The organism is Streptomyces sp. NPDC088817, assembly GCF_044750345.1.
GTDB lineage: Bacteria > Actinomycetota > Actinomycetes > Streptomycetales > Streptomycetaceae > Streptomyces.
In genome coordinates this window covers 17324-38945 of record NZ_JBIVJN010000011.1, presented here as the reverse complement: position 1 = coordinate 38945, position 21622 = coordinate 17324, and the positions used below count along the sequence as shown (strand labels likewise).

The window sequence follows — 21622 nt, the reverse complement described above, 5'->3', positions numbered from 1 at the left end:
CATGAGCAGCGACACCAAGGGCGCCGCCCGCAGACCGGTGATCACCGCCTGGTCGGCCGTGTCCCCGTTCGGGATGGGGCGAGCGGCGTTCGTCGAGGGGATGCACACGGGCGGTGAGACCGCCGTCCGGATCGACCCCGAGCAGTGGCAGGTGCCCGACGAACGGGCCAGGCTGGTGCCCGGGTTCAGCCCGCGTGCCGCGCTGGGCCGCAAGGGCACCCGGTCGATGGACCGGGTGACGGGGCTCGCGGTCAGCGCCGTCGGTGCGCTGCTCGACGACGCCGAGCGCAACCGCGAGGTCGCCACCGGCGACCGCGGGGCCGTCGTGCTCGGCACCACCACCGGCAGCGCGCAGAGCATGATGGACTTCACCCGGGACTCGCTGACCGGTGAGCAGCCGTACTTCGTCGACCCGGCGCAGATGCCGAACACGGTGATGAACTGCGCGGCCGGCCAGTGTGCGATCCGGCACCGGATCAAGGGCCCGAACGCCACCATCGCCGGCGGCCGGCTCGCCGGGCTGCTCGCGCTGAACTACGCGCGCAGACTGCTCGGCGCGGGCCGGGCCGAGGCGGTGCTGTGCGGCTCCGCGGAGGAGTACTCCAACGAGCGGTCCTGGCTGGAGTGGCACACCCGGGCCGACGAGGAGAGGCCGGCGCTGCTCGGCGAGGGGGCCGGCATGCTGCTCCTCGAACCCGAGGAGGCCGTCGCCGCGGAACACGTGCTGGCCGAGGTGCTCGCCGTGGAGAGCGGCGTGTTCGCCGAGGGCCGGCTGCCGATGGTGCTCGGCTCCTGTCTGCGCCGCGCCATGGACCGCGCCGGGGTGGAACCGTCGCAGGTGTGGGCGGCCGTGCCGTGCGGCGCGGGCGACGAGCTCGGCGCGCGCGAACGCGAGGTGCTGGCCGAAGTGTTCGGGGACGCGGCGCTCGAACAGGTGCCGAACACCGAGCTGTTCGGGGACGCGTCGGCGGCGTCGGTGAGCCTTCAGATCGCCTCCGTGCTCGCGGTCGCCGAGCGGACACCAGGTGCCGCCGGGCGGGTCGCTGTGGTCACCGCGGTGGAACGCGACGGCGGAACCGGCTGCGCCCTGCTGCGGCTGCGCTGAGCACCGGGCCGTGCCCGGAACCGACCGGGCCGTACCGGAAACGAAACGAACGGAGGAGAGCGGTAGTCATGACGGCACAGCCTTTCGAGAAGCTGGACAAGGAAGAACTGCGGCGGACCCTGGCCGATGTGATCGACGTCGACGCCACCGACATAGAGGAGGCCACCGACTTCGTGGAGGAGTTGCAGGTCGACTCGCTGCTGCTGCTGGAACTGGTCGTGGTGCTGGAGAAGAAGTACCAGGTCAAGTTCACCGAGCAGGAGATGCGGACGGCCCGCACCTTCAGCCAGGCGCGCGCGCTGCTCGAACGCAAGCTGGCGGTGTCGGCGTGACCGTCCCGAAGCCCTCCCCGGTGGATGCCGGGATCGAGCTGACGTCGGTGGCCCGGTCCGCGCCGGACGCCGCGGGGGGCGCGGTGCTCAGCGCGGTGGCCACCGTCGCGATCGACGCGGCGGAGCCGGTGTTCGCCGGCCACTACCCCGACTTCCCGATCTTCCCCGGTGTCTGCATCGTCGAGTGCGTCCAGCGGGCCGCGCTCGCGGTGGCCGAGCAGTCGGGGATGCCCGAACCCCGGCTGCTCGCGGTGGAGTCCACCCGTTTCCTCGGCGCCGTACTCCCCGGTGATCTGCTCACCGTGCGCCTGGAGCTGCGCGACCACGAGGGCGGCGTACGCTGCCGGGCCACGGCGGGCACCGAGCGGGGAGAGGCCGCCTCGGTGCGGCTGCGGCTGTCCGGCGAGGTCGCCGCATGAACACCGTCCAGGTCGAGCGCCTGCTTCCGCACCGGTTCCCCATGCTCCTCGTCGACCGGGTCGTCGACCTGGTTCCGGGCGAGAGTGTCACCGCGACGAAGGCCGTCACCCGCAACGAGCACTGCTACCGCGGCGTCGGCGCGCACACGGCCGGCGTCTGCCTTCAGTACCCGCCGACGCTCCTGATCGAGTCCTGGGGCCAGACCGCCGGCATCCTGGCGACCTGGCGCTCCCCCGCCGATCAGAGCGAGCAGAGCGAGCAGGGCGACGCGTACGAGACCGACCGGGTGATGCTGCTCGGCGGGCTCTCCGGGGTCGTGTTCCACCGGCCGGTGCTGCCGGGGGACGTGCTCCTGCACCGGGCCCGGCTCTCCCGCGCCCTGTCCGACACCGCGATTTTCGAGGGCGAGACCTCGTGCGACGGCGAGGTGGTGATGTCGGTCGAGCGGATGGTGATGGCGTTCCGCCCCTCCGGCCGGCTGCTGCCGTCCGCCGGTTGAGCCGATCCACTGCCGGCATGCAGCCGACATGCGGCCGGTATGCAGCCGACAAGCTGCCGACAAGGAGGAACGCCCGATGGCACAGGACACCAAGCCGGTCGCGCTGGTCAGCGGTGGCTCGCGCGGCATCGGCCGGGCCGTGGTGAAGCGGCTCGCCGCCGACGGCCACGACGTCAGCTTCTGCTACCAGTCCAACGACGAGGCCGCGACCGCCCTGGAGAAGGAACTCGCCGAGTTCGACGTCCGGGTGCTGGCCAGGAAGGTCGACGTGGCCTCGCCCGATTCGGTGCGCGCGTGGGTGGCCGAGACCCAGGAGACCCTGGGCACGGTCGACGTCGCGGTCACCGCCGCGGGCATCACCCGGGACAACCCGCTGCTGATGATGTCCGACGAGCAGTGGAAGGACGTGCTCGCGGTCAACCTCGACGGCACGTACCACGTCTGCCGCTCGGTGGTGTTCGAGATGATGAAGCGCCGCTCCGGCTCACTGGTGCTGATCTCCTCGGTGGCCGGCGTCCACGGCCACGCCACCCAGTCCAACTACGCGGCGACCAAGGCCGGGATCATCGGCTTCGCCAAGTCGCTGGCCAAGGAGGTCGGCCGCTACGGCATCCGGTCCAACGTGGTCGCCCCCGGATTCATCGAGACCGACATGACCGCGGTGCTGAGCGACAAGGTCCGCGAGCAGATGCTGGCCTCCATCCCCCTGAACCGATTCGGCGGCGTGGACGAGGTCGCCGACCTGGTGTCGTTCCTGGCCTCCGAGCGCGCCGGCTACATCACCGGTTCCGTCTTCCAGGTCGACGGCGGCATCACCATCTGAGCCCATCCCCGCACTCCCCACCGAAGGACGCCGTCATGGCCAAGAAGCCGCCCCGCTGGTACTTCTCCCTGCGCAGCCCGTACTCCTGGTTCGCCCACCACGATCTGAAGAAGCACCATCCCGACGTCCTGGACAGCGTGCGGTGGATCCCGTTCTGGGAGCCGGACGCGCGCAGCGAGGAACTCCTCGCGCGGGCCGGGACCGAACTGCCGCTGGTACCGATGGCGCGGGAGAAGAACTTCTACATCCTCCAGGACGCCCGGCGGCTGGCCGAGGACCGCGGGCTCGACGTCACCTGGCCGATCGACCGGGAACCCGTCTGGGAGGTCGCGCACCTGGCCTATCTGGTGGCCGAGGACGCCGGGAAGGGCAAGGAGTTCGTCGACCGGGTCTACCGCGCCCGCTGGCAGGAGTCGCAGAACATCTCCGACCCGGCCGTGATCGGCTCGCTCGCCGACGAACTGGGCCTGGACGCGGACCGGGCCGCGGGCGCGGCCGACGATCCGCGACTGCGCGCCCGGGGCGTGGAGATCCTGGCCGCCTCGGTGAAGGACGGCCTGTTCGGGGTGCCGTTCTTCGTCCACGGCCACGACAAGTTCTGGGGCGTCGACCGGGTGGACGGGTTCGTCGCCGCGCTGCGCGGTGTTCCGCGCTCCGCCGTCGCCGTGCCGGACGAGGAGTCGGCCGCGCTGCCGCGGATGGCCGCGGCGGGCGCGGACGCCGGTCACGCCGGCGGCTGCGGCTGAGCCGCCCCACCGAGACGATCCCGAGGGGGCGCGATGAGCGACGAGCACCGGCTCGCGGACGACTGGGACGCGGTCGTGGTCGGCAGCGGCATGGGCGGACTGACCTGCGCCGCGTACCTGGCGGTGGCCGGCCGGCGGGTCCTGGTGCTCGAACAGGCCGGGGTGCTGGGCGGCAACAGCCATGTCTTCCGCCGTCGTTCGGCCTACGAGTTCGACGCCGGGGTGCACTACATCGGCGACTGCGGGCCCGACGGGGTCCTGCCGTCGATCCTGCGGGGACTGGGCCTGGGCGACCGCGTCACGTTCCGGGAGATGGACCCGGACGGATTCGACGAGGTGGTCCTGCCGGGGCTCAGGATGTCCGTACCCGTCGGCTGGGACCGCTATCTGGACCGGCTCGTCGAGGTGCTGCCGGCGGACGAGGACGGGCTGCGGGAGTTCGTGGCCGTGTGCTCGGCGGTCGGCGCCGAGATGCGCTGGACGCTGCTGTCCGCGGCGGGTGCCGAACCGGCCGAGGTGCTGCGCCGTACGCCGACCGCGGTGGCCTGGGGCCGCCGTACGCTGCGCGAACTCTTCGAGCACTGCGGGCTGTCCGCCACCGCGCGCACCGTGCTGGCCGCGCAGGCGCTCAACTACGGGATCGGCCCCGAGGAGGCCACGGTCGGCATGCACGCGAGCGTGACCGACCACTATCTGCGGGGCGCCGCCTATCCGGTCGGCGGCGGCCAGATGCTGGCGGCGTCACTGACCGAGGCGATCACCGGGCACGGCGGCACGGTCAGGACCGGGCACCGGGTGGACCGGGTGCTGGTCGAGCGGGGCCGGGCGTGCGGTGTCGTGCTGGACGGCGGGCGGGAGCTGCGCGCGCCGGTCGTGGTGTCCAACGCCGACTATGTGCGCACCGTCCGGGAACTGGCCGGCGAGGAGCACTTCCCCGCGTCGATCGGCAGGCGGGCCCGGACCGCGGTGACGGGCTTCCCCCTGGTGGTGCTCTACGTGGGGCTCGACCGGGAACTGCCGGGCAGGACCGGACCGAACCTGTGGTGGCACGGGAACGCCGACGTCGAGGAGGCGTTCCGCGGACTGGCCGCGGGGCGCTTCGACGCGCCGCCGTCGGTGTTCATCTCGTTCGCCTCGCTCAAGGACCCGGACACCGCGGCCGTCCGGCCGCCCGGGCACGCCAACTTCCAGGTGATGGCGCTGTGTCCGCGGTCGCTGGAGGCGTGGGGCGCGGCGGCCGCGTCCGAGCACGGCGGGCCGTACCGCCGCGACCCGGCGTATCTGGCGGAGAAGGAGCGGGTCACCGAGGCGATGCTGGCCACCGCGGAGCGCGCGCTCGGCCCCTTCCGCCGGTACGTGACCCATCTGGAGCTGGCCACCCCGGCCACGCAGCGCCGCTACACCCGGTCGACCGGCGGTTCGCCCTTCGGGCTGGCCCGCTGGGGCGGCACGGGCGCCAGGCCGGACACCCGGACCAGCGTCACCGGCCTGTACGTGGTGGGGCAGAGCACCCGCTACGGCAGCGGGATCACCGGCGCCGCCGTCAGCGGCATCGCCTGCGCCGGGCAGATCCTCGGCCGCCCGCTCCTGCCGGAGGTGCACGCGGGCGCGGTGCTGGGCGACCCGGGCCGGCTTCCCGCACGCGGCCCCGACTGGGACCCGCTGCGCCTGTGCGGGGGCCGAGCCCGCCGCGGAACGCACCCCGGCTGAACCGGTGTTCCCGGCCGGGACGCCCTTTCCGGTAATTGCTCGGGCGACCTGCGGCGATGGTTTATCGAGGCTTCTTATAAGGCCGTTCCCGTACCCGCGGTGAGCGGTAACGTCCCAGGCGCGGGGCGAGATCTGCTCGCCCGCCCGGCCCGGATGCGCCCGATCGGTGTGGCCCGCGGGGGCTGTTCTCCACCAGTTTTCCGATTCAAGGGGAGTGAGTAGTCGTGCCACAATCCGGTGAGATCCGACTCCCTCTGACGCCGGCTCAATCGGGTATCTGGTTCGCGCAACGGATCGACTCCGGCAACACGGTCTACAACATCGCCGAGTATCTGGACATTCACGGTCCGGTCGACCCTGCCCGCTTCGAGACCGCCCTGCGCCGGGTGGTCGGCGAGACCGACGCGCTGCGGGTGCGGTTCGCCGAGCACGGTGAGGTCCCCGAGCAACGGGTACTCCCCGCCGTCGATTTCCCGTTCCCCGTCGTGGACCTGTCCGGCGAGGCCGACCCGGAGGCCGGCGCGCGGAAGTGGATGGACGAGGACCGTACCCGGCCGATCGACCTGTTCGGCGACTCGCTGTTCGCGTTCGCCCTGTTCAGGATCGCCGAGGACCGCTGGTGGTGGTACCACCGGGTCCACCACATCGTGCTGGACGGCGCCGGCGTGGCCATGTTCGCGCCGAGGGTGGCCGAGGTCTACTCCGCGCTGACGGCGGACACCCCCGTACCGGCCGGTCCCTTCCCGCCGCTGAAGGGTCTGGTGGACGCCGCCCGGGCCTACGCCGACTCCCCGGAGCACGCCGACGACGCCGCGTTCTGGACCGGGCGGCTGACCGGCGCTCAGACCCCGGTCAGCCTGTCCGGCGGCCGGCAGCACCTGCCCGAGCGCGTGATCCGCCGCAGCGTGACGCTCGGCGCCGCCGAGACCGAGGCGATCCGCGGACTCGCGCGCGAGGTGGGCACCGGCTGGCCGACCGTGGTGGTGGCCGCGCTCGCCCTCTATGTGCAGCGCCTCACCGGCACCGACGAGGCCGTCGTCGGCCTGCCGGTCGCCGCGCGCCAGGGCAAGGGCCTGCGCGACGTGCCCGGCAGCATGTCCAACCTGGTCCCGCTGCGGCTGGCCGCCGCACCGGACACCCCGGTGGGCGACCTGCTCACCGCCGTCTCCGCCGAGATGCGGCAGGCCGTGCGCCACCAGCGGTACCGGCACGAGGACATGCGGCGCGACCTGCGCCTCGGCCCCGAGCAGCAGCTGATCGGACCGCACGTCAACCTGGTCCTGTTCGACTACGACCTGGACTTCGCCGGGCACCGGGCGACCGTGCGCAACCTGCCGGGCGGCCCGATCACGGACCTCGCGATCGTGCTGGACACCCGCTCCACCGACGGCACGCTGCGCTTCGACTTCGACGCCAACGCGGCGCTGTACGACGAGGAGTCGCTCGCCGCGCACCAGCACCGCTTCCTCGACCTGCTGTCCCGGCTGTGCGCCTGCGACCCCGGGACGCCGGTCGGGCGGCTGGACACCGCCACCGCCGGGGAACGCGCGCGGGTGCTCACCCCGCCCGTCCCGGTCAAGACCCCCGCCGCGACCCTGCCGGAGCTGTTCGAGCGGGCCGCCGCCGAGCACCCCGAGCGCACGGCCGTGGTGAGCGACGGAGTGGGCCACAGCTACCGGGAGATCAACGCCCGCGCCAACCGGCTGGCCAGGACGCTGATCGAGCGGGGCGCAGGCCCGGAGCGGTTCGTCGCGCTCGCGCTGCCGCGCTCGGCGGAGATGGTGGTCGCGCTGCTGGCCGTCCTCAAGGCCGGCGCCGCCTACCTGCCGCTGGACCCGGCCTACCCGGCCGAGCGGATCGCGTTCATGCTCGCGGACGCCGCACCGGACCTGGTGCTGACCGACACCGCGCACGCGCCGCAACTGCCCGGCACCGGGGGCGTCCCGCTGCTGGCTCTGGACGACGCCCGCACCGCCGCCGAACTGGCCGCGCGAGCCGGCGACGACGTCACCGACGCCGAGCGCGCCGCGCCGCTCGACCCGCGGCATCCGGCGTACATGATCTACACCTCCGGGTCCACCGGCCGGCCCAAGGGCGTGGTCGTCCCCCACCGCAACGTGCTGCGGCTGTTCACCGCCACCGAGCAGTGGTTCGGCTTCGGGCCCGAGGACGTGTGGACGCTGTTCCACTCCTACGCCTTCGACTTCTCGGTGTGGGAGATCTGGGGTCCGCTGCTGCACGGTGGCAGGCTCGTGGTCGTCCCGCACGAGGTGAGCCGTTCGCCGGTGGAGTTCCTGCGGCTGCTGGCCGACGAGCGTGTCACGGTGCTCAACCAGACCCCGTCCGCCTTCTACCAGCTCACGCAGGCCGACGAGGAGAACCCCGGGGCGGGCGGCGGCCCCGCGCTGCGGTTCGTGATCTTCGGCGGTGAGGCGCTCGACCTTCGGCGCCTGGAGCGCTGGTACGCCCGCCACGCGGACGACGCGCCGGTGCTGGTGAACATGTACGGCATCACCGAGACCACGGTGCACGTCAGCCATGTGGCGCTGGACCGGCGTACCGCGGACGGGCGGCCGGGCGGCGTCATCGGCGCCCCCATCCCCGACCTCGGCATCCGTCTGCTGGACGGCGCGCTGCGGCCGGTGCCGCCCGGCGTCGCGGCGGAGATGTACGTGTCCGGCGACGGGCTCGCGCGCGGCTACCACGGGCGCCCGGACTTGACCTCGCACCGGTTCGTCGCCGACCCGTTCGGCCCGCCCGGCGGCCTGATGTACCGCACGGGCGACGTGGCGCGCTGGACGGCCGACGGCGAGCTGGAGTTCGTCGGCCGGGCCGACCAGCAGGTGAAGATCCGCGGTTTCCGGATCGAGCCGGGCGAGATCGAGGCCGTGGTGGAGAGCGCGGCCGAGGTCGCGCAGGCGGCGGTGGTCGTCCGTGAGGACCAGGCAGGCGACAAGCGGCTGGTCGCCTATGTCACACCGGCCGGCGAGCGCGACGGTCTCGACCCCGCGGGCCTGCGCGGGGCGGTGGCCGCCGCGCTGCCGGACCACATGGTGCCGTCCGCGTTCGTGGTCCTGCCGCGGCTGCCGCTCACCGCCAACGGCAAACTCGACCACGCCGCGCTGCCCGAACCGGAGTCCGTGGCGGGCTCGGCCGGGCGCGCCCCGCGCACCCCGGTCGAGGAGGTGCTGTGCGGACTGTTCGCCGAGGTCCTGGGCGTGCCGGGCGTCACCATCGACGACAACTTCTTCGACGTGGGCGGCCATTCGCTGCTGGCCACCCGGCTGGTCAGCAGGATCCGTTCGGTGTTCGGGGTGGAGCTCCAGATCCGGACGCTGTTCGAGGCGCCGACCGTCGCGGCCGTGGCGGACCGCGTCACCTGTGCCGACCACGCCCGCTCCGGTATCTCCCCGGTGCCGCGCCCGGCGGAGATCCCGCTGTCCTACGCGCAGAACCGGCTGTGGTTCGTCGACCGTCTCGAGGGCCCCAACTCGGCGTACAACATCCCGCTGGTGCTGCGTCTGTCGGGGCCGCTGGACCGGGGCGCGCTGCTCGCGGCGTTCGGTGACCTGCTGGCCCGGCACGAGAGCCTGCGTACCGTCTTCCCCGATGTGAAGGGCGTGCCGAGCCAGGTCGTGCTCGACCCGGAGACGGCCGTGATCGAGCTGCCCGTCTCGGCGATCGGCGCCGAGGAGCTGCCGGTGGCGCTGGCGAGCTGCGCGGCCGGCGCGTTCGACCTGGCCACCGAACTCCCCCTGCACGTGGACCTGTTCTCGCTCGGCGAGGACGAGCACGTGCTGTCCGTCGTGGTCCACCACATCGCGGCGGACGGATGGTCGCTGGGAGTGCTGGCCCGCGATCTGTCCACGGCGTACGCGGCCCGGCTGAACGGGGCTGGGCCCACGTGGCGGCCGCTGCCGGTGCAGTACGCCGACTACACGCTGTGGCAGCGTGACGCGCTCGGCGACGACCGGGACCCGTACAGCACCATGGCACGGCAGATCGCCTTCTGGCGCTCGGAGCTGGCCGGTCTGCCGGACGAGATCGCGCTGCCCGCCGACCGGCCGCGCCCGGCCGAGGCCGACTACCGGTCCGACGTGGTCGAGTTGCGGCTGCCGCCCGAGCTGCACCGCGGCCTCGCCGACCTGGCCCGGCAGACCGGCACCACCCTGTTCATGACGCTCCAGGCCGGGCTGGCCTCGCTCCTTTCGGTGCTGGGCGCCGGTCCCGACGTGGTGCTCGGCAGCCCGGTGGCGGGCCGCACCGACGACGCCCTGGACGACCTGGTCGGCTTCTTCGTGAATACGCTGGTGCTGCGCACCGATGTCTCCGGCGACCCGTCGTTCCGCGAACTCCTCGGCCGGGTGCGGGAGTCGGACCTGGCGGCGTACGCCCATCAGGACGTGCCGTTCGAGCGTCTCGTCGAGGTGCTGAACCCGGAGCGTTCACTCTCCCGCCACCCGCTGTGCCAAGTGCTGTTCTCACTGCAGAGGAAACTCGGCACCGCCCTGGAATTCCCCGGTCTGACGGCGGTCGCCGAACCCGGCGTGCGCACGATGGCCAAGTTCGACCTGTCCTTCGAATTCGGCGAACGCGTCGGCGGGACGGGAACCCCGGACGGAATCGACGCCGTCGTCGAATTCCGCACCGATCTCTTCGACCGCTCCACGGTGGAAATGCTCGGCGACCGGCTGGTGCGTTTCCTTCAGGCGCTCGTGGCCGAACCGGACGCCCCGGTGCGGGCGATGGACCTGTTGTCGCCGCCCGAGCGTCGGCGGCTGCTGCACGAATGGAACGACACGGAACGCGGCGTCCCCGCGGGAACCCTGGTCGACCTCCTCGAGCGGACGGCGGCGGAGCGTCCGGACGCGGTGGCGGTGTGCGACGGGCCGCGGACGCTGACGTACCGCGAGGTGCACGAGGCCGCCAACCGGCTCGCGCGGGAGCTGATCGCCCGGGGCGCCGGTCCCGAGCGCGTGGTGGCGCTGGGTATGCCGCGTTCGGCGGAGCTGATCGTCGCGCTGCTCGCGGTGCTCAAGTCCGGTGCGGCGTATCTGCCGGTCGACCCCGGCCATCCCGTCGAGCGTGTCTCGCTGCTGCTGTCCGACGCCGCTCCGGTGCTGCTGCTGAGCACCGAGGGCGTACTGGCCGGCTGGCCGCGCGAGGCCCTGGCCGGGGTGCCGGCGCTGGCGCTGGACGCCCCCGGCACGGTGGACGCGGTCGCGGCCCGCCCCCGCACGGACCCGGTCGACGAGGACCGCGCGGCGCCGCTGCGGGCGGACAACGCCGCCTATGTCATCCACACCTCCGGCTCGACCGGTACGCCCAAGGGCGTCGTGGTGGAGCACCGCAACGTGGTCAACCTGGTCACCTGGGCGGCGCGGGAGATCGGCGCCGAGGCCCTGTCCCGGCCGCTGGCGTCGACGTCGCTCAGCTTCGACGTGTCGGTCTTCGAGATCTTCGCGCCGCTGACGGCGGGCGGGCGGATCGACGTCGTGCGCGACCTGCTGGCGCTGGCCGAGCGGCCGGACGGCTGGTCGGGCAGCATGATCAGCGCGGTGCCGTCCGCGCTGGCCGAGCTGATCGGGCAGGACAACGTCTCCGCCTCGGCCGACCTGGTGGTGCTCGCCGGTGAGGCGCTCACCGGCCGGGCGGTGGCGGACATCCGCGCCGTCATGCCCGAGGCCCGGATCGCCAACATCTACGGGCCGACCGAGGCCACGGTGTACGCGACCGCCTGGTACTCCGACGGCGGGCCCGCTGAGCCGCTGATCGGGCGGCCGGTCGCCAACACCCGGGCGTACGTGCTGGATCCCTGGCTGCGGCCGGTTCCCGCCGGTGTTCCGGGTGAGCTGTACCTGGCGGGCGCGGGCCTGGCCCGCGGCTACCTGGACCGGCCGGCCCTGACCGCACAGCGGTTCGTGGCCGACCCGTTCGGCCCGCCGGGCTCCCGCCTGTACCGGACCGGCGACCTGGTGCGCTGGAGCTCCGACGGCGAACTGGCCTACCTGGGACGCACCGACGAGCAGGTGAAGGTGCGCGGTTTCCGCATCGAGACCGGCGAGATCGAGTCGGTGATCGCGTCGGACCCCGCCGTGGCGCAGGTGGTGGTGGTCGCGCAGGAGGACCAGCACCGCCACAAGCAGCTCGTCGCCTACGTCGTGCCCGCCTCCGGGGCCGAGGCGGACACCGCGCGGCTGCGCGAGCTGGTGGCGGCCACGCTGCCCGGCTACATGGTGCCCGCGGCCTTCGTCACCCTGCGCAGGCTGCCGCTCAACACCAGCGGCAAGCTCGACCGCGGCGCCCTGCCCGCACCGCGGTTCGCCGGCGGGCGGGGCGGCCGTCCGCCGCGTACCCCGCTGGAGCAGGTGCTCTGCGGTCTGTTCGCGGAGATCCTGGAGCTGTCCTCGGTCGGCGTCGACGACAGCTTCTTCGACCTCGGCGGGCATTCGCTCATCGCCAACCGGCTGATCATCAGGATCCAGTCGGTGCTCGGCGTCGATCTCGCGGTGCGCGACCTGTTCGAGGCGCCCACGGTGGCGCGGCTGGCGGAACTGGTCGAGCGGGCCGGTACGGCCAGGCCGCGGGCGGTCCCGATGCCGCGCCCGGACCGGCTGCCGGTGTCGTTCACGCAGCAGCGGCTGTGGTTCCTCAACCGTCTGGAGGGCCCGAGCCCCACGTACAACCTCGGTGTCTCGCTGCGCTTCACCGGCCGGATCGACCGCGACGCCCTCCACGAGGCCCTGCACGACGTCATGGCCCGGCACGAGAGCCTGCGCACGGTCTTCCGCGACCACGACGGCGTACCGGTCCAGTGCGTCGTGCCGGAGCGGGAGGCCCGCCTGCGGATCCCGGTGACCGAGCTGACCGAGCCGGAACTGGACACGGCGCTGACCGCCGCCGCCCGCCGCGGTTTCGACCTGGAGAACGAACTGCCCGTCCGGGCGCAGCTGTTCGTGCTCAGCCCCACCGAGCAGGTGTTCCTGGTCCTGGTGCACCACATCGTCGCGGACGGCTGGTCGTTCGCGTCGCTGGTGGGCGACCTGTCCACCGCCTACGCCGAGCGGCGTTCGGCGCGCGCCCCCCAGTGGGCGCCGCTGCCCGTGCAGTACGCCGACTACACGCTGTGGCAGCGGGAGGTCCTCGGTGACCTCGCCGACCCGGACAGCGTGCTGGCGCGGCAGATCGGCTACTGGAAGGACACGCTGGCCGGTCTGCCGGACCAGCTGGACCTGCCGGCCGACCGGCCCCGCCCGGCGGCCCCCAGCCACGACGGCGGATTCGTGCCGATCACCGTCGCACCCGAGGTGCACGCACGGCTGCTGGAGATCGCCCGCGGCAGCGGCGCCAGCCTGTTCATGGTGATGCAGGCCGCGCTCGCCGCGCTGCTGAACCGGCTGGGCGGCGGCACGGACATCCCCATCGGCACCTCCGTCGCCGGGCGCAACGACGAGTCGCTGGTCGATCTGATCGGGTTCTTCGTCAACACGTTGGTCCTGCGCAACGACCTGAGCGGCGACCCGACCTTCCGGCAGCTCCTCGGCCGGGTGCGCGAGGCGGACCTGTCCGCGTACGCCCACCAGGAGGTGCCGTTCGAACTGCTGGTGGAGACGCTCAGGCCGGAACGCTCGCTCTCCCGGCACCCGCTGTTCCAGGTGCTGCTGAACTTCGAGAACACCCCCGAGATGGAGCTGGGCTTCCCCGGGGTGCGCACCCGCCTGCACCCGGTGAACACCGAGGTCGCCAAGTTCGACCTGTCGTTCTCCGTACGCGACCGGTACGCCGACGACGGCACCCCGGCCGGCATCACCGGTCTGCTCAACTACAGCGGTGACCTGTACGACCGTGCCACCGCCGAGGACTTCTCGGCCCGGCTGAGCCGCCTGCTGGAGTCGGTCGCGGCCGATCCGGCGCAGCGGGTCAGCGAGTTGGACCTGCTGGGCGAGGCCGACCGCCACCGCCTCCTCGCCCTCGGTGTCGGCGAGATCCGCCCGGAGGTCCCGCCGACGTTCGTCGAGCGGTTCGAGCGGCAGGTGGCGGCGACCCCGGACGCCGTCGCCCTGGTCTGCCGGGGCGAGCAGGTGACCTACCGCGAACTCGACGAGCACGCCAATCAGTTGGCCCACCACCTGATCGCACGGGGCGTGGGGGCCGAGGACTGGGTCGCGGTCGCCCTGCCGCGCACCCCGCACCTGGTGGTCGCCCTGGTGGCCGTCCTGAAGGCGGGCGCGGCCTACCTCCCGCTCGACCCGGACTACCCGCCGGAGCGCATCGAGTACATGATCGAGAACGCCTCGGCCATGCTGCTGCTCACCGACACCACCATCGGCGCGGGCATCCCGCACGCCGAGAACCTGCCGCGGCTGCTGCTGGACGACGCGGACACCGCCGAGGCCGTGGCCGGCCGCCCGGTGACGGGCCCGACCGACGCCGACCGGCTGCACCCGGTCCACCCGCACCACTCCGCGTACGTCATCTACACCTCCGGATCCACCGGGCGCCCCAAGGGCGTGCTGACCGAACAGCACTGCCTGAGCGACTACCTGCGCTGGAGCACATCGGGCTACCCGAGCACCGTGGGCGCCGCGGTGCTGCACAGCCCGATCTCCTTCGACCTGACGGTGACCGCGCTCTACACGACGCTGTCCGTCGGCGGCACGGTGATCCTGGCCACCCTGGACGACGGCGACCCGCGGACCCTCGCGGACCTGGAACGGACGCCGTGCACCTTCCTCAAGGCCACCCCGAGCCATCTGCCGCTCCTCGAGGCACTGCCCGACGCGTTCTCCCCCGGCCGCGAACTGATGCTGGGCGGCGAGCTGCTACTCGGCGAGACACTGACCGAGTGGCGTACGCGCCACCCCGAGGCGCACATCTACAACGGCTACGGGCCCACCGAGACCACGGTCAACTGCACCCAGCACGTGATCAGGGCGGGCGAACCGGTGGGCAGCGGCCCGCTGCCGATCGGCCGTCCCATGCCCAACACCTGGCTGTACGTGCTGGACGCGTCCCTGCGGCCGGTGCCCATGGGCGTGGCCGGCGAGCTGTACGTGGCGGGCGAGGGCATCGCACGCGGCTATCTGCACCGGCCGACGCTGACCGCCGAGCGGTTCGCGCCGAACCCGTTCGGGCCGCCCGGCTCCCGCATGTACCGCACGGGCGACATCGTGAAGTGGAGGCCGGACGGCGAGCTGTACTTCCTGCGGCGCGTCGACGACCAGGTCAAGATCCGCGGCTTCCGGGTGGAGATCGGCGAGATCGAGAACGCGCTGCTGCGCCGGGCGGGCGTCGCCCAGGCCGCCGTCGTGCTGCGGGAGGACCTGCCGGGCGACCAGCGCCTGGTCGCCTACCTGGTGCCGGACGGCCCGCTGGACCGGGCCGAGGTCGCCCGTGAGGTGTCCGGGGAACTGCCGGACTACATGGTGCCCGCGGCCTTCTTGGTCCTGGACGAGCTGCCGCTCAGTCCCAACGGCAAGGTCGACCGGCGGGCCCTGCCGGCACCGGACCACTCCCCCGCCGCCCCCGCCGGCCGCGCACCGCGCACCCCCCAGGAAGAGCTGCTGTGCGCCCTGTTCGCGCAGATCCTGAACGTGCCCGCGGTCGGCGTCGACGACAACTTCTTCGACCTGGGCGGCCACTCCCTGCTGGCCACCCGGCTGGTCAGCAGGATCCGTTCGGCCTTCGGCACGGAACTGCCGATCCGCGCGCTGTTCGAGAGCCCGACCGTCGCCGCCCTGGCCGGATCGCTGCGCGGCGCGCCACGGGGACGGCAGGCGCTGCGCGCCGCCCCGCGGCCGGCGCACCTGCCGCTGTCGCACGGCCAGCGGCGGCTGTGGTTCCTGAACCGCCTGGAAGGCCACAGCGCCACCTACAACCTGCCGGTCGCGCTGGACCTGGACGGTCCGGTGCACGTCCCGGCGCTGCGCTCCGCGCTCGCCGACGTCGTCGCCCGCCACGAGTCCCTGCGCACCCTCTTCCCCGAGCGGGACGGCAGTCCGTACCAGGTGGTGCTCGACCCGGCGGTCGCCGCACCGGAGTTCACCGTGCTCGACGTCACGGCCGGTGAACTGGACGGGGAGCTGCGCCGCATCGCCGGCCGGGGCTTCGATCTGACCGTCGAACTTCCCTTGCGGGCAGTTCTGTTGCGCGTCGATGAGCGGAAGTCGGTGTTCGTGGTGGTGATGCACCACATCGTCGTCGACGGCTGGTCGACCGGGCCGTTCGGCCGGGACCTCGCCACCGCCTACGGCGCCCGGCGCGCGGGCACGGCACCGAAGTGGACGCCGCTGCCGGTGCAGTACCCGGACTACATGCTCTGGCACCACGCGGTGCTGGGCGACGAGGACGACCCGGACAGCGTGGCCGCCCGGCAGTCGGCGTACTGGCGCGAGGCGCTGGCCGGGCTGCCGGACGAGCTGAGCCTGCCGGTGGACCGGCCGCGTCCGGCGGCGCCCTCCTACCGGGGCGGCTGGGTCACGTTCCGGCTGGAGCCGCGGCTGCACCAGGATCTGGCGGCCCTCGCCCGCCGCCACGGGGTCAGCATGTTCATGGTCGTGCAGGCGGGCCTTTCGGTGCTGCTGCACCGCCTGGGCGCGGGCACCGACATCCCCCTGGGCACGCCGGTCGCGGGCCGCACCGACGAGGCCCTGGACGAGCTGGTGGGCTTCTTCGTCAACACGCTGGTGCTGCGCACCGACCTGTCCGGAGACCCCACCTTCACCGAACTCCTGGACCGGGTACGGGAGACCGACCTGGCCGCGTACGCCCACCAGGACGTGCCCTTCGAGCGGCTGGTCGACCTGCTGAACCCCGAGCGGGTCATGGCCCGCCACCCGCTGTTCCAGGTGATGGTCAGCCTGCACAACAACCCCGAGGCCGACTACGACCTGCCCGGGGTGTCCGCGCGGCGCCGGATGCTCGACCTGAACACGGCCAAGTTCGACCTCAACGTCAACCTGCGCGAACTGTTCGACGACGACCACACGCCCGCCGGGATCGACGCGGTCGCCGAGTACAGCACGGACCTGTTCGACCACGACACGGTGGTGGGGCTGGCCGGACGGTTCACGCACCTGATGGAACGGCTGTGCGCCGAGCCCGGCCGGCCCGTCGGCGACGTGGACGTCCTGACCCCGGCCGAGCGCGCCCTGCTGCTGGACGGCTGGAACGAGACGAGCGCCGACTTCGGCCCGTGGTCGCTGACCGAGGCGATCGAGGCGGCGGCCGCTCGCACCCCGGACCGGGTCGCGGTCGTCGCCGCCGACGACGGGACCACCGGCGCCGGGATCACCTACGCCGACCTGAACGCGCGGGCGAACCGGCTGGCCCGGTACCTGGCCGGCCGCGGCGCGGGTCCCGAGGTGCGGGTCGCCGTGAGCCTGCCGCGCGGAACGGACCTGGTGGTGGCGCTGCTGGCGGTGCTCAAGTCCGGCGCGGCCTACATACCCCTCGACCCGGCCTACCCGGCCGAGCGGGTGCGCCACATCCTCACCGACGGCTCGCCCGCCCTGGTGCTGACGACCTCCGGCCTCGCCCGCGAACTGCCCGTACCGGCGGGGGCGGAGACGGTCGCCGTGGACGACCCCGCGCTGCGGGCACGGATCGCCGCCCTGCCGGACACCGATCTGCCCGGCACGGCGCACGGCGACCACCCGGCGTACGTGATCTACACCTCCGGGTCCACCGGCCGCCCCAAGGGCGTGGTGGTCACCCGGGCGAACATCGCCAACTTCGTGCGGGACATGCGCGAGCGGCTGCCGGTCACCGAGGCGGACGTCCTGGTGGCGGTCACCACCGTCGCCTTCGACATCGCCGGTCTGGAACTGTACGTGCCCCTGGTCGCCGGGGCCCGGCTGGTGCTCGCGACCACCGAGCAGGTGCGCGACGTCGACGAGCTGGCCGAGCTGATCACCGGCACAGGGGCCACCGTGGTCCAGGCGACCCCGACGCTGTGGCAGGCACTGGTGTCCGGGCACCCGGACGCCCTGGCCGGGCTGCGGGTCCTGGTCGGCGGCGAGGCACTGCCCGCCGGGCTGGCCGCGCGACTGCGTGAACTGTCCGCCGGCGTACGCAACTTGTACGGCCCCACCGAGACCACGGTGTGGTCCACCACCGCCGAACTGGACGACCGCCCCGGCGCGCCGGTGATCGGCCGGCCCATCGCGAACACCCGGGTGTACGTGCTGGACGACCGGCTCGCGCCGGTCCCGGCGGGAGTAGCCGGAGACCTGTACCTCGCCGGTGACGGCGTGGTCCGCGGCTACCTGGGCAGGCCGGGGCTGACCGGCGAGCGGTTCGTGGCGAACCCGTTCGGCCCGGCCGGCACCCGGATGTACCGCACCGGCGACATCGCCCGGTGGAACACCGCGGGCGAGCTGGAGTTCGTCGGACGGGCCGACGACCAGGTCAAGGTGCGCGGTTTCCGTATCGAACCGGGCGAGATCGAGGCCGTGCTAGCCGCCCACCCGTCGCTGGCGCAGGCCACCGTCGTGGCCCGGGCGGACGGCGAGGGGAACAGCCGCCTGGTGGCCTATCTGGTCGCGGCGCACGGCCAGGAGGTGCCGTCCGCGGCCGGGATGCGGGAGCACGCGGCCCGCATCCTGCCGGACTACATGGTCCCGGCCGCGTTCGTCGCCCTCGACTCCCTGCCGCTCACCCCGAACGGCAAGGTGGACCGCAGGCTGCTGCCCGCTCCGGACTTCGCCGTGCTCGTCGGCGACGCGCAGCCGCGCACACCGCGCGAGGAGGCGCTGTGCGAGGTGTTCGCCGACGTTCTCGGCCTGCCCTCGGTGGGCGTGCGGGACAGCTTCTTCGACCTCGGCGGCGACAGCATCGTCTCGATCCGGCTGGTCGGCCGCGCCCGGGCGCGGGGGCTGAGGATCACGCCGGAGGACGTGTTCGTCCAGCGGACCGTCGAAGGACTCGCGTCCGTGGCGACCGACGTCCCCGATCTCGTCGCCGAGTCGCCCGACGCCGGTGTCGGCGGTGTCCCGCTGCCACCGGCCGCGCACGCGCTGCGGGAGCGGGGCGGCCCGGTCCGGGCGTACCACCAGTCGTGGCTGCTGGACGCCCCGGCCGATCTCGGTCTCGACCGGCTGCGCGCGCTGGTGGGCATGCTCGTCGACCGGCACGACGCGCTCCGGCTGCTCCTCGACCGCCACGAGGGCGGCGGGGACGGCGAGGACGGCGCCCTGTGGAGCCTTCGGGTGCGGCCCTCCGGCACGGTGGACGCCGCCTCGTGGGTCACCCGTGTGGCGGTCGCCGGACTCGACGCGGACGGGTTGGCCACCGCGGTGCGCGAGCACGGCGGGCGGGCGGTCGACCGCCTCGACCCGGAGACCGGGGACGTCGCACGGTTCGTCTGGTTCGACGCCGGACCCGGGCGGCCGGGACGGCTGCTGGTGGTGCTGCACCGGCTGGCCGTGGACGCGGTGTCCTGGCGCCTCCTGCGCATCGAACTGGCCGCCTGCCTGCGCGTGGTGACCGGGGAGAGCGAGGACGCCCCGCGCCCGGCCGGCACGTCCTACCGCCGCTGGGCGCAGCAACTGGTGGCCGCGGCGCAGGATCCGGAGCGCGAGCGCGAACTCGACTGGTGGAGGGCGACGCTCACCACCGCGGAACCCCGGCTCAGCGACCGGTCGTCGGACCCCGGCCCGGACGCTCCCGGCACCACGGGCACGCTGCACCGCACGCTGCCGGCGGGGCTGACCGGACCGCTGCTCGACCGGGTGCCCGCCGCGTTCCACTGCGCCGTGGACGACGTGCTGCTCACCGCGCTGGCGCTGGCCGTTCCGCACTGGCGGCGCCGGCACCTGCGGGACCATCTCGGCGGCACGAGCGTGCTGGTGGACCTGGAGCGGGACGGGCGCGAGCCGTTCGCCGAGGGCCAGGACCTCTCCCGCACCCTGGGCCGGTTCGCCGCCTCGTACCCGGTGCGCCTGGACGCCGGTGCCGTCGACCGGTCGGAGCTGACCGCGGGCGGCGCGGCCGTGGGCAACGCCGTCAAGGCCGTCAAGGAGCAGCTGCGCGCGGTGCCGGACGGCGGTGTCGGCCACGGCATGCTGCGGTACCTCAACCCGCGTACCGCCCCCGTTCTGGCCCAACTGCCCCCGCCGGACATCGGCTTCACTCACCTCGGCCGATTCGACGAGGGCGCGCCCCCGGAGTGGGCGGTGGCCGCCGGACCCGTCGAGCATGCGCCGGAGACAGGGCACGCACTGGAGCTGACCACCGCGGTCGTCGACGGTCCCGAGGGTCCGTGCCTGACCGTGACCTGCGCCTGGCCGGGCGAGCTGTTCGGCGAGGCGGCCGTACGCGAACTGGTCGACGACTGGTTCGGCGCGCTGGAAGCCATCACCACCCGCTGCGAGGCCGCTGACGCGGGCGGGCACACCCCCTCCGACCTCTCCCTGACCGGTCTCGACCAAGGCGACATCGACGTGCTGGAAGCTGACGGAAGGTACTTCTCCTCATGACGAAGCCGGGGTTCCAGGACGTCCTTCCGCTCTCGCCCCTCCAGGAGGGCCTGCTCTTCCACACCGTCTACCACGAGCGCTCGCTGGACATCTACACGGCACGGCTCTGTCTCGACCTCGAAGGCGACCTGAACGCCGGGGCGTTGCGGGAGTCGGTGGCGGCCCTGCTGCGCCGGCACCCCAATCTGCGGGCCGCCTTCCGCTACGAGCGGCTCAGCCGCCCGGTGCAGCTCATCCCGCGCGAAGTCCCGCTGCCCCTGGAGGAGTTCGACCTGCGCGGTCTGCCCGGTCAGGAGCAGGCGGAGCGGCTGCGGGAGCTGACCGCGGCCGCCTCGGAGCGCACCTTCGACCTGGCGCGGCCGCCGCTGCTGCACTTCACGCTGATCCACCACGGCCAGCGCGCCCACCGGCTCGTCATGGCGCACCACCACATCCTGCTGGACGGCTGGTCGGTGGGCCGGCTGATGACGGACCTGTTCACGCTCTACGCCGCCGGGGGCGAGGAGTCGGCGCTGCCGCCGGTGACGCCCTACCGCGACTACCTCGCCTGGCTGGCCGAACAGGACCGGCCCGCGGCGGAGGAGGCGTGGAGGTCGGCGCTGAGCGGCGTCGAGGAGCCGACGCGGCTGGTGTCCGACGAGCGGCTGCGCACCCCGGTCGCGCCCGAACGCCTGCTGGTGGAGGTTCCGGCGGAGCTGAGCCGCGAGCTGACCGCGGCGGCCCGCCGACGGGACCTGACCCTCAACACGGTGTTCCAGGGTGCCTGGGCGCTGGTCCTGAGCCGGCTGACCGGCCGCACCGACGTGGTGTTCGGCGGCACCGTCTCCGGACGTCCGGCGGACCTCCCCGGCGTGGAGAGCATCGTCGGCCTGTTCATCAACACCCTGCCGGTGCGGGTGCGGCTGGACCCGTCGGAGCCGGTGGGCGAGATGCTGGCCCGGTTCCAGCGCCGGCAGGCCGGGCTGATGTCCCACCAGCATCTGAACCTGCCCGACGTGCACGCCCTGGCCGGCGTGTCCGGGGAACTGTTCGACACCATCACGGTCACCGAGAACTACCCCTTCGACGAGCAGGGGTTCCGTGAGCTGGCCGGGCTGACGATCGTCGGCGCGCACGGCGCGGACGCCAACCACTACCCGCTGAGCGTGGCCGCCCTGCCCGGCGAGACGCTGCGGATCCGGTTCGGCTACCGGCCGGACGTCTTCCGGCCGGCGGACGTGGAGGAGATCGGCGCCCGGCTGGTGCGGGTGCTGGAGGCGGTGGTGCGCGACCCGGAATGCCCCGTCGGCCGGCTGGACGTGCTCGGCGCCGAGGAGCGCGAGGAGGTCCTGGTCCGGCGCAACGACACGGGAGGCGAGCGGCCGAGGACCCTGCCGGAGCTGTTCGCCGAGCGGGTCGCCCTGGCGCCGCGGGACCCGGCCGTGGTCTTCGAGGACACCACGCTGTCCTACGCCGAGCTGGACCACCGTGCCAACCGGCTGGCCCACCACCTCGTCTCGGCCGAGGTCGG

Annotated in this window: 9 protein-coding genes (1 of these 9 only partly in view); all 9 read left to right on the top strand. The window is 73.4% G+C overall.

Going from position 1 to position 21622, the window contains the following annotated elements:
• Position 1 precedes the first annotated feature (1 nt).
• Positions 2–1105, top strand: a complete 1104-nt coding sequence (locus ACIP4X_RS20950) for a beta-ketoacyl synthase N-terminal-like domain-containing protein (RefSeq protein ID WP_391460100.1) — start codon at positions 2–4, stop codon at positions 1103–1105.
• A gap of 68 nt (positions 1106–1173) precedes the next feature.
• Entirely contained in the window at positions 1174–1437 is a 264-nt protein-coding gene (locus ACIP4X_RS20945) for an acyl carrier protein (protein WP_100570035.1), read from the top strand.
• Positions 1434–1856, top strand: coding sequence for a hypothetical protein (locus ACIP4X_RS20940; RefSeq protein ID WP_358730421.1), 423 nt, complete (start codon positions 1434–1436; stop codon positions 1854–1856). Before ACIP4X_RS20945 ends, ACIP4X_RS20940 begins: the two co-directional genes overlap by 4 nt.
• Entirely contained in the window at positions 1853–2356 is a 504-nt protein-coding gene (locus ACIP4X_RS20935; protein ID WP_358730420.1) for a 3-hydroxyacyl-ACP dehydratase FabZ family protein, read from the top strand. Before ACIP4X_RS20940 ends, ACIP4X_RS20935 begins: the two co-directional genes overlap by 4 nt.
• 76 nt (positions 2357–2432) lie before the next feature.
• Positions 2433–3179, top strand: coding sequence for a 3-oxoacyl-[acyl-carrier-protein] reductase (fabG, locus tag ACIP4X_RS20930; RefSeq protein WP_358730419.1), 747 nt, complete (start codon positions 2433–2435; stop codon positions 3177–3179).
• Between the two features lie 35 nt (positions 3180–3214).
• On the top strand, positions 3215–3925 hold the full coding sequence (locus ACIP4X_RS20925) for a DsbA family protein (RefSeq protein ID WP_358730418.1): 711 nt from the start codon (positions 3215–3217) through the stop codon (positions 3923–3925).
• A gap of 33 nt (positions 3926–3958) precedes the next feature.
• Positions 3959–5635, top strand: coding sequence for an NAD(P)/FAD-dependent oxidoreductase (locus tag ACIP4X_RS20920; protein WP_358730417.1), 1677 nt, complete (start codon positions 3959–3961; stop codon positions 5633–5635).
• Positions 5636–5859: 224 nt separating this feature from the next.
• Positions 5860–20112, top strand: a complete 14253-nt coding sequence (locus ACIP4X_RS20915) for an amino acid adenylation domain-containing protein (protein ID WP_391460105.1) — start codon at positions 5860–5862, stop codon at positions 20110–20112.
• Positions 20109–21622, top strand: partial view of an amino acid adenylation domain-containing protein gene (locus ACIP4X_RS20910; RefSeq protein ID WP_401349906.1) — the beginning only. The gene runs 12664 nt beyond the window's last position; 1514 of the gene's 14178 nt are visible here — the first part of the coding sequence; the start codon lies at positions 20109–20111; its stop codon lies beyond the right edge, outside the window. The genes ACIP4X_RS20915 and ACIP4X_RS20910 overlap by 4 nt, the downstream gene beginning before the upstream one ends.